Here is a 15,981-nt window from a genome sequence, read left to right as displayed (position 1 = left end):
GCAAAAAAATAGAAACCCATTTAGGTTTCTATTTTAAAAATCAATTATTAGAAGCTCGGTATTCCATTATTGTTAGAAAAGTTGTATCTACCATAATCGCTATTATAACGACTTGTATTTAAAAAATATTTATAATCTTTAAAGTCTTTTTTATCAGTAGTTCTATCTGCATAGTTCAAATAAACTCTCGGATTTTCTATATATCTATTATTTGAATCTGCAATAATTTCCCCGTCATAATTTAAATAACCATCAAAAGATACAACATCATATAAATCTAAATTTTGTCCTGTTTGGAAATATAATGTTTTTCCTGGATATAATCTAGCATTATCTGATTGAATAACTCTAAGTCCGATCTTATAAAATCTATTATTGTTAAAACCAACATCTTCTCTACTTACAACTTGAAACATTGCGCTAAATTTAAGATTAGAGTCAACTATAGTTATAGTATCAACTTCCCCATAGCTATTTAATGACAATAAGACATTTTTTCCTCTCAAATAATTTTCAGTTACTTGAGTTTGTCTTGCTCCATTGTAATCTTTTATATCAAATCTATTAGCCAAATAATATGTTTTTTGATATCCATTACTTGATTTTATAACAATGTAGCGATTTCTATAGTCAAAAGATGACTCAGAACTGCTGTAACCAATTACTTCTCCCATTAGATTGTTATCTTTTTCATTATTAGATGCAAGTCCCATAGCAACTTTATATTTTACATAAATATTAATCTCATCTCTAAAGGAAAATCTATCTAAATCTTTTGTTTCATTAGTAATGTAAAACTCATAAGTCTTGCCATCGCTTAATTTTAATTTAATTGATGCCTTATCCTTATTAGTATTTTCTATAGAAATAATTTGTCCCTTTACATAAGCTTCTTTTGGGAATACTGTCATTTCTGTTATTTTATTATCAGAATTTGTCTTAAATTCAACTAAGTCATCTACTGCAATGTCTTCTAATTTTAAATCTTTGCCATAGGCTTTGATTTTTACATTTTTATCTAAATCAAAAGTTTTTGTATCTGATGTTGATATTTTTGAAGTAGTTCTAAAGTTTATAGAATCTGAGTTGTCCCTGTATCTAAGAGTGATTTGATTATTGCCCTTAGAGTTTACATATCCAACCATGTCAAGCATTGCATTTGTAACTGTTATAGTCTTTGCAGTACCTTCTCTTTCACCAGACTTAGCCTTAACATATTCAATTTCAACTTCTTGGCCAGCCTTAATATCTTCAAGCTTGATGTCCTTATCTTTTAACTTATACTTTGTGTTGCTATCAATGTCAAAAGAATATTTTGACCCTTTAGTTTCAATTATAACCACATTAACATTATTAAGCTTTGATGAAAGGATAACTGTACCCTTTAATTTTTCAGTTTTTGCTTCAATTTTATTTTTTTCTGCATAATCAAAAGAAGCCTTTGTAATTATTGCAGTTTCGGCACGAGTGATTGACCTTTCTCCTTCAAAGTTTCCATCGGAACCAGTTGAAGTAAATATTTTTGCATCAACAAGAGAAGATAAGTATCCCTTAAGCGTATCACTCATTTTGTCTTTATCATTGTGTTTTAATAGGTTTGTGTTTCCATTAGGACTAAGTTGTAATGCTCTTGCAAAGAAAATTGCTATGTCGCCTCTGCTTGGGTATTCCCTACCACTTATTTTAAAGAAGCCTCTTTCACTTGCCTTCTTTAAAGAGTTTTCATCTAGGTAACCTCTGTGAAGTGCTAAACATATTGCATCTTCTGCCCAAGAGTTTACACCCTTCTCTTTAGCAATTTTAGAATATTTTTCTTTAGCAGTTTTTATCTCTTGATCGCTTGGTCTTAAAATTTGTTTAATAAGTTGTAGAAGCTCTTCTAGAGAAACAGGTTCACCTGGTTTAAACTCTCCATCAGGGTGTCCACTAATAATATTGTTGTCACTTAATTTATCAATTGCATCGTAAGCCCAAGAATATTTATTATTTTTCTTTTTTACATCTTTGAACTCTTTTGCAAAAGTTGCACTTGGTGCTAGCATTAAAGCTGCAAGTCCAAGAGCAGCAGCTCTCTTTAAATTATTGGATTTCATAATAAAACCTCCATTTTCTTTCTACATCTTTTAATCATTATAACATAAATCTACTTTCATGAAGTTTATAATTTATTAAAAATCTATTAAATTACCTAGTGAAAGTCTTAATTACGTCAATAATTTGAATAAACTTGGCCTTTATTTGGTATAATTAAGCTAAGTGATACATACACTAACGCAAAAAAATTTTAAAGGAGTGATAAGATGCGATACTTGCCAGTGAGCTTAGATACTCTCGACAAAAAAATTCTAATTTTGGGAGGAGGTTATCTTGCCTATTCTGCTTTGAAGTCTGTTATTGATTCAGAAGCAGAAATATACATGATAGGAGATTCTTTTACAACAAATATTGTAAATATAGCAGAAAAGTCTGATGGCAAAATTAAATTAAAGGAACACGAAGTGGATAAAGACTTTATGTTTATGGGATATGATTATGTCTTAATAGCTACTGAAGACTTTGAGGTTAATGAAGCTATAGAAAAAAGAGCTTCTTCAAGAAAAATGCTTTATCAAAGGTTTGACATCTTGTCTAAGTCTTTGATGTCTATTAATAAGTCTATTGAACGAGGACCTTTAACTTTTTCTCTAAATTCTTCAAAAATTAACCCAACTATTACAGATATTATTTTTGAAGATTTAGAAAAATTTTCTGAAAACTATAGCATTGAAAAAATTAATATTCTAAATGAAATTAGATCAGAACTAGTTCGTAAAAATTCACAAAATATCGATGAAATTATTAGAAGACTGTATGAAAGTGAAACTATTAATCTTTCAACTTTCTTGGATAAGATGCCTGGATATAAGATTGAGGATTTAAAATCATCAGAAGATTTAATTGATTCAATTGAAAATGGCAAAGAAATTAAGGCAGAAAAAGAATCTACGATGGAAGATGATCAGATTATAAAGAAAAATCTTGATGATGCGAAAAACACTTCAAGAGATAAGGATCTTGATAGATCCAATTTAAACTTAGATTCTTTTAAAAATTTAGATAAGTTTGAAAAATAATTTTTTAAGAAAGGATGTATAAAATGATTGGTTATGTAGGAAGTATGCCTGGTAAAGTTTTTAACGAAAAAGAATTTACTTTAGTAAAAAAAGTTTTAGCCTCTGGAGAAACTATTGAGAAACACAACCACCCTGGCTTTACTGTACTTGTAACTATTGTGAAGGGTGAAATAAAAGTACTATTAAATGACGAAGAAGATAGAGAGTTTGAACCAGGCAAAGTTTTAAAATTTGATGGTGAAAATTACATTTCTATTGAGGCAGTTAAGTCTAGTGAATTTTTTGTTACTCTAATTAAGAAAAGTGAATAATATGAAAATTCATTTATCCAATGATCTCTTAGAATATCTTAGAGATAAAGGGGCTACTGTAATTACCGTAGATAAGATTACTAGTAAATCTTGTTGCGGCAGTGGTCTCCCATCTTCTGATGTATATTTAGGACAATCTAAAAGAAAAGATAAGAAGTATAATATTTATGAAGTAAATAATGTTGAAGTATTCATTGATAAAGATCTTTTCTTTATTGATGATATATGTAACATTGAACTTATAAACTTGCCTCTTACAAAAAGTCTTAAGGCAAACTTTTTAGATTATAAAAAACTAATTTAATATAAGAGTTAACATTAAAAGAACCTCATGATTAAATTCATGAGGTTCTTATTTTATTAGATTTAATGTTTTTACATTTGTCTAAGTTTTTTAAGAATTATTTTTTGTTCAACACTTGCAACAAGTCTTCTAGTGTAATCAACTGTATCAGGGTTAACTGACATAGAAGTTATACCACACTCAACAAGGAATTCTGCAAGTTCTGGATATTGACTTGGTCCTTGTCCACAGATTGAGCAAGTGATTCCCTTCTTGTTTGCTGCATCGATTATTGTCTTAAGGGCAATTTTAACTGCGTCATTTCTTTCATCAAAGTATCCCATGTTGTTAAGGATTCCAGAATCTCTGTCAGCTCCCATTACTAGTTGTGTTAGGTCGTTAGATCCAATTGAGAATCCATCAACTAATTCTGCAAATTCTTCAGCTTGAAGAACTACTGCAGGAACTTCTGCCATGATCCAAATTTTAAAGTTCTTTGATTGAACTAGACCTTCTTCAGCCATAATTCCCTTTACAACCTTAAGCTCTTGTGGAGTTCTAACAAATGGTAGCATAACAATTACATTAGTAAGTCCGTACTCTTCTCTAACCTTTTTGATTGCTTGACACTCAAGTCTAAATCCCTTTTCGTATTCTGGAGAAATATATCTTGAAACCCCTCTCCAACCAATCATTGGGTTTGCTTCAATTGGTTCTACTTCATCTCCACCCTTTAGACCTCTAAATTCATTTGTTCTAAAGTCACTAGTTCTTACAACGAGATTCTTAGGATAAATTGCTTGAGCAACTTTAGAGATACCTTCAGCAAGTTTATCTACCATTAAGTCGCCTTGACCAGTCTTTACAAGATACATTGGGTGAGCTCCAATCATGTTAGTGAAGATAAATTCTGTCCTCATTAGGCCAATACCATCCATTGGTAGGTTTTTATATTTATCGATTAGTCCTGGTTCGCCAAGATTCATATAAATCTTAGTAGCAGTTGTTGGGGCAAAGATGCTTCTAAGTTCGTCAATATTTCCAAGGCTTGGTCCTGAAGATTGACTTTCAGTTTTCTTTTCTTCTTTTTCTTTTAGGACTTCGCCTTCGTAAACAATACCTCTTACAGCATCAACTGTAACAGTGTCCCCTGTCTTAAGAGATTTTGTAGCATTTTTAGCACCAACTATACAAGGTATTTGTAATTCTCTTGATACAATTGCTGCGTGACATGTTCTTCCACCTTCGTCAGTAACAACACCAGCACACTTTCTCATAGCAGGTACCATGTCAGGGTTTGTCATTGCAGTTACAAGAACATCGCCTTCTTCAACAAGATTGATTTCAGAAATATCCTTAATAAGTTTTACCTTGCCTCTTCCAATCCCCGGTGAAGCTGGTAGACCTTTACATAGTGTAACTAATTTTTCTTCCTTCTTTTCTTCAAGAGTAGTTATAGGCCTTGATTGTAGGAAGTAAAATTCTTTTGTATCTGTATCAAATCCCCATTCAGTATCTTGTACTGAACCATAAAGCTTTTCTACCTTAAGTCCTCTTTCAATAAGAGTATCAAGTTCTTCTGGTGATAAAGCTTCTGCCTTTATAGCATCTTCTCCTAAAACATCTTTTACATTAACTGTTCTAGTTCCAACACCATTTTCGTTTTTAATTACCATGTATTCTTTTTCAGAAATATTTTTTTCAATAACTTTTTTTGTTTTTTTATCAATAATGTATTCGTCAGGGGTAACTATACCTGAAACAACAGCTTCTCCAAGTCCATAAGATGCGTTAATCATCATTTCATCTGTAGAGTTGTTAATTGGGTTTGCTGTGAACATAACACCAGACTTTTCTGAGTTAACCATTTTTTGAATTACAACAGAAAGAGCTACATCAAAGTGATCATAGTTTTGTTTTTCCCTGTAATAAATTGCTCTAGATGTCCAAAGTGATGCAAAGCAATCTCTAATGTGGTTTAGAAGTTCTTCTTCGCCGCTAATGTGTAAGTAAGTATCTTGTTGTCCTGCAAAGGATGCATCTGGAAGGTCTTCTGCAGTAGCAGATGATCTAACTGCAACTTCTGGGTCTTTAACCCCAATGTTTTCAGAAAATTCTCTATAGGCTCTTAGGATTTCTTCTTCAAGTTCAGGATCAAAGTCTTTTTCTCTAATCTTAGTTTGAATTTCCTTTGAAACATTTGTAAGGTCATCAACATTTTCAACGTCTACAGCTTCCATTAAAAATTTAACAACTTCATCAAGTTCTGCGTATTTAATAAATTTAGTGTAAGCTTCTGCTGTTACACAAAATCCCGGAGGCACTGGTAGACCAAAATTAGTTAACTCACCAAGGTTAGCTCCCTTTCCTCCGACAATTCCTACATCTTCTTTACCGATTTCATCAAACCATTTAATATAATTATACTTAGACATAACTCCTCCTTATTTTCTAAAAATATTATAACACATATATTATATATGTCATACTACTTTTTTAAAGATTTTCTAAGTTCATCAATAGACATTGTAGAAACATGGTCTCTAGGTATTTCTAATTTATCTACTAAGTGATAAATATCTTCCATACTAGGTGCTTCTATCTCAACATAGGACTTTGGGTAAGTTTCCTTATCCCAAGTATCTATGTCAATTACAAATTTTTTATAGGAATATTTTTTTCTGTTTTTGTAACCTGTGTGATAGATATCATATCCAAGGCACTTCAGAATATTAATAAGATCATCTACACTGGTGATTTCTGTAGTGTGCTCTATATTATCTCTAACTTTTAAGTCAGAAACATTTTCTTTAAAAGTAAAATATTTTTTCTCCCCATCAGATGATTCAGAAATTCTAATTCTTAAATAGCCCTTCTTTTTATAAATCTTGTGGGCTGTTGAATTAATAGTAATATTGGTTTGATTTTCTTCTTTTACAAATTTGCCACCAATTTTTTTTATTTTATCTTCAAATTCTTCTACATCTATATCAAGAAGCTTTACTTCAATCTCTCTTTCCATTAGTCCTCCTCAATTATCTTTAATTTAAAACCTAAAAAGTCACTGGCTACAAAGTGGTAATCAACACCCTCTAGGTCTCCTTCATATGAAAATTTATGTCCCTTTCCATGAAGATGCCCATAGACACATTTTTCCACCTTATAATCACTTAAAGTTTGTGAAAATTCATTGACTCCCAAGTCTTGGTTAAAGGGTGGATAGTGAATCATGGCAATAATTTTTTTATTTACGCATGAATCAAGAGAATTCTTTAATCTTTGAACTTCTCTCAAATAAATTTTTTCATCATTTTCAGAAAACTCAAAGGAATCTCTAGCTGCCCATCCCCTTGTGCCACATATTGAATAACCCTTGTATTCAAAAGAGTTGTTGTGAATGAAATTTATGGTCTTGTATCCAAGATTATTCATCTTATTTAATGAAGACCACCAATAGTCGTGGTTTCCCTTTGAAATTATTTTTATTCCTGGGAGCTCATCTATTCTCTTTAGATCATAAGCAGCTGTATCTAGTTTAAGAGCCCAAGAAATATCTCCTGGCAAAAGAACTAAGTCATCTTCTCTTACGACTTCTTTCCAGTTTTCAATTATTTTCTCTTCATGATTTTCCCAGTTGTCTCCAAAAATATTCATGGGTTTTTCTTGTGTGTAGTCGAAGTGAAGATCTCCAATTGCGAATATCATATACACCTCAAATTTTTATTAAATTATATGTCATACTATATTTATCTAAAATTTCTTTTTCTCTATTTGTGCTTGTAAAAATTAAGACTTGTTTATTGTCTTGTAGAATTTCAAGAGCTTCTTTAAGTCTAAAATCATCATAAGAGTCAAAATGGCTGTCAAGCACTAAAGGTATTTCTTTGTCACTAATTATTTTTGATATAGATAGTCTAAAAGCTAGATAAATCTGGTCTATAGTACCCATGCTCAAACTATCTAATTCAATGTAGTCTTCTATGTCTCTATCATAAACCCTTATTACGAAGCTGTCATCAATTAAAATGTCCTTATATTTTCCAGAAGTCATATAATCCAAGTATTTTGAAATCTCTTTTCTTAGAAGGGGAAGATTATCTATTCTTCTTGCTTTAACAAAATCTTCAAATTTTTCAATTGATAATTCTAGCAATTCCTTCTTATATTCTAATTTTTTTAACTTTTCATTTAGCTCATAGGAATTTTCATCTAGAATTCTTAATTTTTCTAGGGAATCTTCAAGAGTTTTTAAGCTACCTTCTAAGTTTAAAATATTATTTTTTTCTTGATCTATTTTATCTTGTATTTCATCAATAGATTCTTCCTTGTAGAAGTCTCCACTAAGATTTTCTTTTTCAAGTTCTTTAATCCTATACTTGTATTCACTAACCCTGCTTGCGTCTCTCTTTTCATAGAATAGATTTTTCAATTCCTTAATATTTTCAACCTCATATTCTTGGAAAATATTTTGGAGTTCTTTCTCAAGATTAAATATATTTTTTTTAGTCTCTTCTATTTCTAGAGAATTTTTTTCTATCCATTCTCTATTGTATTCATTTTTAGAAATATTTTTTATATTTTCTTCACTTTTCAAATCAAAGATTTCACTGAGTTCTTTTTTATCTCTAGCATTGTATTTGATTAAAATCTCGTCTATTTCTTTGTCAAATTTTTTCTTTATTAAAGTTTTTTCCTGAGATTTATATTTATAATCTTGATATTTATTTTTTAATCTATTTAATAAGTCTTTGTTTTCTCTAAATTTTACTATCCTAAAATAAGAATAAGTAAAAAATAAAAGAGATAGGATTGAAATAAAATATTTCTTAAAATAAAAAGAAATTAAAATTATTGCAAGTCCTCCAAGCATTGATGAAAGAAATTTTATAACATATTTAAAAACTTCTCTTTCTATGTTTTTTATATCCCAAGAAATTATCTCTCTTTCTTTAGAATAATTATTTTCGTTTAAGGCTTGGATTTCTCTATTTATTTCTTTAAATCTTTTATAATCCTCTTCCAAATCTAGGTCAACATCAAAATTCTTTCTCTCAGCTGATAATAAATCATCAAGCTTACTTGAATACATGCCAAGACTTCTATTTATTTCAATGGCATTTTCAAGATCAGAAAAATTATAATTCTCATCATTTTCTGATTCGCTTGCATAACCTTGCTTTAGTTTATCTTTCAAGATTTCAAGTTCAAAGAGTTTTCGCCCCCTAAGCTTGTCTTCTAAATCTACTAATCTGTCTTTAGACTCCTTATACTTATCAATTGACTTCTTATAAGTTTCCTTAAGACTAAAAAAATTAACTTTATCTTTTGAAATATTTTCTAATTCTTCGTTAATTTTTCCAATTTCTGATGATTTTCTTTTTTTGCTTCCTAAATCATAAAGGTCATCTTTCATTTTTTCTATGACCTTACTTAAATCAACATTTTCATCTTTGGAAACAGAAAAATTATTAATTCTATTTTGTAATTCACCACTTGCATCACTTTCAAACTGACTTAGTCTTTGGCCAATAAAAAAAGTTGATTTATAAATTTTTCTATTTAAGTCAAAGAATAAAGCTCCTGGTTGGGAAATTCTTGAATAAATAAAATTTCTTTGGTCATTTGATAGATCATCGCCTGTCTTAAGATTTAAAATTGAAATTTCGTCCTTATCAAAGTCCCTACTTATTCTAAAATCTTCTTCATCGCCATTTAAAATCAGGTAGCCCCTGTACAAATTTGAGTTCCAAGGTCTAGATTTTTCAAATAAGTCGTCACGAACCTTTCTCGAAAGAGAGTCACGACTAAAACCATAAAAAATTCCATCTATAAAGTTTACGATTGTTGACTTACCCTCTTCATTTCTGCCGTAGATTAAATTTATTCCTTCTTGGAGCTCAATTTTTTTATCTTCAAATTTTCCAAAATTTAAAAGTCCTAATTCTTTAATTATCATAGTATTGCTCCAAAATATATTTTTTTGAAAGTTCTCTTGCCTCTATTCCTTTAGGGCTAGGAGCAAAACTGTTTAAGAGATCTATTAAATACTTGTCCTCTATCTCATATTCTTCAAAAGAATCAAGTAAATCATTTTGAATTTCAAAATAAAAGGCTGACAAATTTTCTCTTAAGAAGTTTTCTAAGTCTTCCCTATGTCTTGTTTCTCCTTTGAGTCTTATCCTATAAAGATTGTCTTCTTCAATTTGACCCTGTATTAAATTTAGAACTTCACTATATTCCATTTCTTTATTTAAAATTACTTCAAGATTAATGAATTCTCTTTTTGAAAAATTCTTAAATTCAATAGATTTTTTTTCATCATCTAAAAAAATTATTCCTCTCTTGCCTTGATCCTTAAAGGAAAGCGGAATTAGGGATCCTGCATAATAAGTATTGTCAAAGACCTTGCCTCTCTTGTGGATGTGACCAAGGGCAACGTAATTAAACTTTTCAAGAAAATCCCTGCTCAAGGGCAAGTATCTTTCATCTTTTAAGTCAGAATGAAAGAGTCCAATGTTTATGAATTTTTCGTCTAATTTAATATCGTTTAAATCTATTTTAAATGAAAAAGAATCGTAAGAAATTCCATAAATCCTTGTATTTAATTCACTTAATTCAAAATAATCGAGTTCATTTTTAAAAATATATAAATTCTCTGGCAAGTTTACCTTTAAAAATAAGTTGTCTTCAGAGAGGTAGTCGTGATTTCCAAAGGCTATAAAAACTTTGGCCTTAACTCTTTTTACCAAGTCTAAAAATCTATTTAAATCTCTCAAGTCAAAAAATTCTCTTTCAAATAAGTCTCCTGCAATTAAAATTATGTCAGCTTGAACTTCCTTTGAAAATTCAAAAACTTCAAAGAGGGCACGCCAAGAATCCTCTAAAAGTTTGTTTGAAACTTCTAAAGGTAACCTTCCCTTATAAAATTTTTTTAAATGTAAATCACCAGTGTGAATTATTTTCATCTTATCACCAAAATAATTATATCACAGATTAAGACCAAAAAAGAGCATCCACATGGACGCTCTCTCATAAAGAATTTTATTAAATTATTAATTTTTGCAATGTTTTAAATTCATCTGTTCCCGCAATACCCGCAAGGTCAAACAAAATTGTTTCTGTGTTAGAAATTACTGCTCCCATTTCACGAAGAAGTTCCATTCCATTTTTAGAGTTTTCTTCACTTCTTGATCCCAATGCATCTGCTGCAACAAAAACTTCAAAGCCTGCTTCAAGTAGGGCCCTAACAGTTTGGAATACACAAATATGAGTTTCCATTCCACATAGGACAACTTGTTTTTTACCAAGACTGTCAAATTCTTTTTTTATTTCTTCGTCTCCATAGGAATTAAAAGTTAGCTTGCCAAATTCCTTTTTGTCCTTAAGAGGAGCCTTAACTTCTTCGTTAGTAAAGCCTAGTCCCTTTGGATATTGAACGGTATATATTGCTTCAGCACCAATAGTACTGGCTACTTTTGCCAATACAGTTGAGTTTTTTACAATTTGATCCTTGTTATACATTGCCTTTAGTAGCTTGTCTTGAATGTCAATAAAGGTAAAGACAACATCTTCTCTGTTTAAGTGAAAGTTTTTCATTTTTCCTCCTGATTTATAAAATTTCTTCTACTTCAACACTATTCATTATTCTTTTAATAGGGCTCATTTCAATTTTATCTTTTTCTACAAAATTTTCCCACACTCCACAAGAGATTGCAAGCTTTATTGAAGTTATAAAATCATAATCCCTATCAAGGGCTATAGCAAGACCAGAAAGACATAGACTTGTGTCAAATTTTTCGGTTAAAATTTTATTTTCTAACTTTTCCTTATTTATATAGGCCCTATAATTTTTTTCTTCTGTAGAAATAATTGTTGCTCTTTTACTATTTACAAAGACAATTTTAGTTCCAGACTTTATAAATTTTTTGTTAAATTCAATTACTTCTCCTGTGTAGTTTATTTTCTTATCTTTCTCTATGTCATTTTTATCAAACATGAGGATGTAGGGATTTGTCTTTTCAATTTCATCAAGATTTCTTGGGTTTATAGCAACCTTAACTTTGTTTTGGTAGCAAATCTTTACGAGTTTTTCATAAATATCATCATCTAAACCCTTTAAATCAATTTTAGGAATAACAACTATCTTTTTATTGTAAAGAGACCTTTCAAAGGAGTTTAATATATCAGACCTGTCCTCCATAGTTATTCTGGGATCTTCAGTACTATAAATTTTTTTAAAATCTTTTGATTTAATTAACACTTCCTCTACATTTTCATCCTTAAGTCCTGTATAGTTAACATCTATCCCCAGTTGACTCAATGATAATGCAATTTCTCTACCTCTCTTATTTCCCTTTAACATAAAAACTTCAGAGTCTATGCCAAGTTTTTTTGCAAAGAGAGACATATATATTCCATGCCCGCTAGGATAAATCTTTGAGGCTTCAATAATATCCTCTGATTCATCTTTCAAATTAAACTCTCTAACAATTTTTGGATTAAAGTCACAATAAAGAATCATTTTTTCACCTACTTGTATGAATTTTTCCCATTATCTCTTCTTTCATAATATTTATTTTTTCTTTTGCTTCTTCCTTATTATCAGATACTACGTATGCATAAATTTTTAATTTCGGTTCAGTACCTGAAGGTCTAAGAGCAAACCATGTTTCATCATCAAAATAAAATTTCAAAAGATCTTGTGGGTTCTCTTCATCCTTTATAAAGTCTTTTTTCTTCTTTAAGTCTCCGATTTTTTCAAAGGAATCAAGCGATCTGAAACTTTCCATAATTGTTTTCATTGTAGCATTTCCATCTTTTCCTTGGAAATAAACTGAGTCAAGATACTCTTCAAAGTATCCATATTTTTTGTAGATTTCTTCAATATAATCTTTGATTTTAAGATTTCTCTTCTTTAGATATCCTGCCATCTCAGCAATTATCATAGATATTCCCACTGCATCCTTGTCTCTTATGTGGTTTCCAATTACATAACCAATGGATTCTTCATATCCGAAGATAAAGTTATGTTCTTTACTTTCATCCCAAATATTAGGCAAGTTGCAAATATTTTTAAAGCCTGTTAAAGTTTCAAAAACTTCAACATCATAGTCTTTGGCAATTTTTTTAATTAGGTCAGCACTTACCACTGTCTTGACAAAGGCTGGCTTTTCAATATTTTTTTGGATATTCATTTCAAGCAAGAAGTTTCCTAATATAAATCCCATTTGGTTGCCGCTAATTCTTAAAATTTCATCTCCCATTTCAAGAACAGCAACCCTATCGGAATCTGGATCTGTTGCAATGATTATATCTGCATCTTCTTTTTTTGCAAGTTCCATGGCCTTGTCGAAAGCTCTTATATCTTCAGGATTTGGATTGGATACATTCCTAAAGTCTCCATCAGGATTTTCTTGTTCAGGAACGACAAAAACATTATTAAAGCCTCTTTTTGCTAATACCTTTCTAACATATTTATTACCACAACCACTTAGAGGGGTATAAACAATTTTTATATCCTTATCTATATCATCTGTTAAGGATAGACTGAGAGTGTCTTTGTAAAAAGAGTTTATTACATTTTCACCTAAGAATTTAATATTTTTATATTCCCCTAATTTTTTTAGACTATTGAAGTCAAAATCTAAAATATTTATATTTTTTGATTTTTTTTCAATTGCCTCTGCGATATCATTTAGGATTTGTGATCCCTTTTCCCAATATAGTTTAAATCCATTATAATTTTTAGGATTGTGAGATGCAGTAATCATTATTCCAGAAATCGTCTTTAAATATCTTATAGAATAAGCTAGAAGTGGTGTTGGACAAATTCCTGGAAACAAATAAACTTTTATTCCCTTGTCTGCTAATATTTTTGCTGTCAGAATAGAAAATTCATAGGACCCATGTCTTATATCACGACCAATTACAACTCCCCTATTCTTTGCATCTTCTCCAAGATCATCTATTAGTTCAGCAAGGGCAAGAGCAGTCTTACCTACAGTCAAATAATTCATCCTATTGGTTCCTGGTCCAAGAATTCCACGAAGACCAGCTGTACCAAATTCAAGATCCTTATAAAAACTATCTTCTATTTCTTGTTCATTATCTTTCATTTTTAATAGTTCTTTTTTTAAGTCTTGGCTTACTTTATCACTTTTAAGCCACTCTTCATAAATATCTCTATACATACTTACTCCTTTTTTATATCAGCAAATTCTCCACCAATTAGACTAACTAGTTCCTTGGGATTTAATTTTACTTGCATTCCAACTTTTCCACCGCTTACATAAAAGAAATCAAAATCTTCTGCAGAGGAATCAACAAAAGTTTTAAATTCTTTTTTCATGCCAACTGGTGAACAACCTCCATGGACGTAACCAGTCAGTGGTAATAACTTTTTTTGTGGAATCATTTCAACTTTCTTTGAACCTGATACCTTCGCAGCTTTTTTTAAGTCGAGCTCTGATGAAACTGGAACAACAAACACGAAATGTTCTCCTTCTTTGGCTTCTGTTACAAGAGTTTTAAAAACCCTGTGTTGATCTTCTCCTAATTTTTCTGCCACATCTACTCCACCTATTCCGTCTTTAGTAGAGTATTCAATTATTTCAAAATTTATATTTTCACTTTCGAGAATTCTCATTGCATTAGTTTTTTTCATAAAATCACCTTTTCATCTACTTTAATTTTACAACAAAATAATTTTTTCTTCATCTATTTAAAAATTTTTACTTGCCTTTATCATAAATTTTCTTCAATAAAAAAACTGGCTATTGCCAGCTTAATTTAAAAACCAAACTCTTTCAAATTTCTTTGAATTAATCTAGTTACTTCATCCTTATTAAAATTTAGATTGTTAATCGATGAAACATTTCTAACTCCCATAAGTGAATTAGAAATAAAAGCTTCATCATAATTATCTATGTCTTTAAAACTAATTACATCTTCTTTAACTTTATATGATTCTAAAATGTAGTCTCTCATAGTCCCCTTTAAAAGTCCTGAAGAAATAGTTGGAGTAAAAATTTCTCCATTCCTTACAAAAAATATATTGGCAAAGGAAGTTTCACAAACTTCTTCTACTTCATTTATAAAAAGAGCTGAGTCATATCCCTGGTCTTGTGCCCACCTGTGCTCCATAATATTTTCATAGTAGGAAAGGCTCTTGTGATAAATCACTTTAGAAGATGAATTTCTCCTAACATCAGAAAGAATTAATTTATAACTTTTATCATCATCTCTATAATTGTCAGTCCTACTTGTCAATATAAAATTTTTGTCGGATACAATTAGCTTTAAAGCAAAATTTTTTTCTTCAGAAGAATTTATATAAGCATAAATTTTTCCTTCATCAATATCTTTTTCAATTCCAAAGAATCTTATAGATTTTTTTAGTCTACTTAAATGCTTACCAAGAAAAAGAGGCTTTCCGTCAACAACTTTTATAGTTTCAAAGACTCCCCTTCCAAAGTAATAACCATCATCAAATTCTATTCTCATTGAATTCCTCAAATTGTTTTACAATTCTTTCATAGATATCATATCCAATTGTTTGAGCTGCATCACTTTTCGCTTGGTCTGGGTTTGGATGAACTTCTATCATAAGGCCATCAAGTCCTAGAGCAAGGACTGCCCTAGCCATTGGTTCAATAAGTTCTCTCTTTCCAGTTCCATGACTAGGATCTACTATAACAGGATAACCAGTTTTTTCTTTTAACATGTAAGCTCCTGCTAGGTCAAGAGTGTTTCTCATTTCAGTTTCAAAGGTTCTGATTCCTCTTTCACAGAAAATTATATTCTCATTGCCTTCAACTTCAATATATTTTGCTGCCATTTCCCATTCTTTTAGAGTTGCAGAAAATCCTCTCTTTAAAATTATTGGCTTATTAGTCTTACCAATTTTTTTTAAAAGAGCATAGTTGTACATATTTCTAGACCCAACTTGAAAAACATCTACGTAATCTTTAATTAATTCCACGTGATCTTCGCTTAAGACTTCAGTTACTACTGGTAGGTCAGCTTCCTTTGATGCCTCATTTAAATATTTTACAGCCTCAAAACCCAACCCTTGAAAATCAAAAGGAGATGTTCTAGGTTTGAAAGCCCCACCTCTTACTATGTCTACACCAAATCTTTTTAGGTCTTTAGCTTCATCTATTATGTGGTCTCGCGATTCAATGGAACAAGGCCCAGCAATTAATATTGGCTTGCCATCTCCAAGATTTATATCTCTAATTTTTACAATTTTAGCTTTGCTTAAATTTTCTCTCAT

General features: G+C 30.4%; 15 protein-coding genes. 3 read left to right on the top strand and 12 right to left on the bottom strand.

Features of this window, described 5'->3' with window-relative positions; genetic code table 11:
* Positions 1 to 47 precede the first annotated feature (47 nt).
* Complete coding sequence (locus ACWPVO_RS04135) at positions 48 to 2,093, bottom strand: S-layer homology domain-containing protein (protein WP_454206727.1); 2,046 nt, start codon at positions 2,091 to 2,093, stop codon at positions 48 to 50.
* A gap of 207 nt (positions 2,094 to 2,300) precedes the next feature.
* Here ACWPVO_RS04135 and ACWPVO_RS04130 point away from each other — a divergent pair, with 207 nt between their 5' ends.
* Genes ACWPVO_RS04130 through ACWPVO_RS04120 form a run of 3 tightly spaced genes read left to right on the top strand, consistent with a single transcriptional unit; the run spans position 2,301 to position 3,728 of the window.
* Positions 2,301 to 3,113, top strand: a complete 813-nt coding sequence (locus ACWPVO_RS04130; RefSeq protein ID WP_454206725.1) for a precorrin-2 dehydrogenase/sirohydrochlorin ferrochelatase family protein — start codon at positions 2,301 to 2,303, stop codon at positions 3,111 to 3,113.
* Positions 3,114 to 3,136: 23 nt separating this feature from the next.
* Positions 3,137 to 3,424, top strand: a complete 288-nt coding sequence (locus ACWPVO_RS04125) for a Cro/Cl family transcriptional regulator (RefSeq protein WP_005956518.1) — start codon at positions 3,137 to 3,139, stop codon at positions 3,422 to 3,424.
* A 1-nt stretch (position 3,425) separates the two neighbouring features.
* Positions 3,426 to 3,728 carry a CC/Se motif family (seleno)protein gene (locus ACWPVO_RS04120; RefSeq protein ID WP_454206723.1) on the top strand — a complete coding sequence of 101 codons (303 nt, stop codon included), beginning with the start codon at positions 3,426 to 3,428 and terminating at the stop codon, positions 3,726 to 3,728.
* 71 nt (positions 3,729 to 3,799) lie between these two features.
* Here ACWPVO_RS04120 and ppsA read toward each other — a convergent pair whose 3' ends face one another.
* From ppsA to aroF, 11 genes are all read right to left on the bottom strand, one after another.
* The gene (ppsA, locus tag ACWPVO_RS04115) at positions 3,800 to 6,142 is read right to left on the bottom strand and encodes a phosphoenolpyruvate synthase (protein WP_454206721.1); all 2,343 of its coding nucleotides are present in this window, start codon (positions 6,140 to 6,142) and stop codon (positions 3,800 to 3,802) included.
* A gap of 53 nt (positions 6,143 to 6,195) precedes the next feature.
* Positions 6,196 to 6,729: a class IV adenylate cyclase gene (locus ACWPVO_RS04110; RefSeq protein WP_454206719.1), complete on the bottom strand. Its 534-nt coding sequence runs from the start codon at positions 6,727 to 6,729 to the stop codon at positions 6,196 to 6,198.
* On the bottom strand, positions 6,729 to 7,412 hold the full coding sequence (locus tag ACWPVO_RS04105) for a metallophosphoesterase (RefSeq protein WP_454206717.1): 684 nt from the start codon (positions 7,410 to 7,412) through the stop codon (positions 6,729 to 6,731). The genes ACWPVO_RS04110 and ACWPVO_RS04105 overlap by 1 nt, the downstream gene beginning before the upstream one ends.
* Before the next feature lie 7 nt (positions 7,413 to 7,419).
* Positions 7,420 to 9,663: an ATP-binding protein gene (locus ACWPVO_RS04100; RefSeq protein ID WP_454206715.1), complete on the bottom strand. Its 2,244-nt coding sequence runs from the start codon at positions 9,661 to 9,663 to the stop codon at positions 7,420 to 7,422.
* The gene (locus ACWPVO_RS04095) at positions 9,653 to 10,672 is read right to left on the bottom strand and encodes a metallophosphoesterase family protein (protein WP_454206713.1); all 1,020 of its coding nucleotides are present in this window, start codon (positions 10,670 to 10,672) and stop codon (positions 9,653 to 9,655) included. The genes ACWPVO_RS04100 and ACWPVO_RS04095 overlap by 11 nt, the downstream gene beginning before the upstream one ends.
* Before the next feature lie 79 nt (positions 10,673 to 10,751).
* A complete protein-coding gene (locus tag ACWPVO_RS04090) occupies positions 10,752 to 11,303 on the bottom strand; it encodes an isochorismatase family protein (protein WP_005957578.1) in 552 nt (183 codons plus the stop codon).
* Between the two features lie 13 nt (positions 11,304 to 11,316).
* On the bottom strand, positions 11,317 to 12,228 hold the full coding sequence (locus tag ACWPVO_RS04085) for a tagatose-6-phosphate kinase (protein WP_454206710.1): 912 nt from the start codon (positions 12,226 to 12,228) through the stop codon (positions 11,317 to 11,319).
* Positions 12,229 to 12,232: 4 nt separating this feature from the next.
* On the bottom strand, positions 12,233 to 13,897 hold the full coding sequence (locus tag ACWPVO_RS04080; RefSeq protein WP_454206708.1) for a phospho-sugar mutase: 1,665 nt from the start codon (positions 13,895 to 13,897) through the stop codon (positions 12,233 to 12,235).
* 2 nt (positions 13,898 to 13,899) lie between these two features.
* Complete coding sequence (ybaK, locus tag ACWPVO_RS04075; protein ID WP_005957689.1) at positions 13,900 to 14,370, bottom strand: Cys-tRNA(Pro) deacylase; 471 nt, start codon at positions 14,368 to 14,370, stop codon at positions 13,900 to 13,902.
* Positions 14,371 to 14,495: 125 nt separating this feature from the next.
* The gene (locus tag ACWPVO_RS04070; RefSeq protein ID WP_454206705.1) at positions 14,496 to 15,209 is read right to left on the bottom strand and encodes an aminotransferase class IV; all 714 of its coding nucleotides are present in this window, start codon (positions 15,207 to 15,209) and stop codon (positions 14,496 to 14,498) included.
* Complete coding sequence (gene aroF, locus ACWPVO_RS04065) at positions 15,193 to 15,981, bottom strand: 3-deoxy-7-phosphoheptulonate synthase (RefSeq protein WP_270675532.1); 789 nt, start codon at positions 15,979 to 15,981, stop codon at positions 15,193 to 15,195. Before aroF ends, ACWPVO_RS04070 begins: the two co-directional genes overlap by 17 nt.

This window comes from Peptoniphilus sp. Marseille-Q6390 (genome assembly GCF_965119475.1).
Note: the sequence above shows the minus strand (reverse complement) of the source record. Positions and strands in the feature narration are given on the sequence as shown.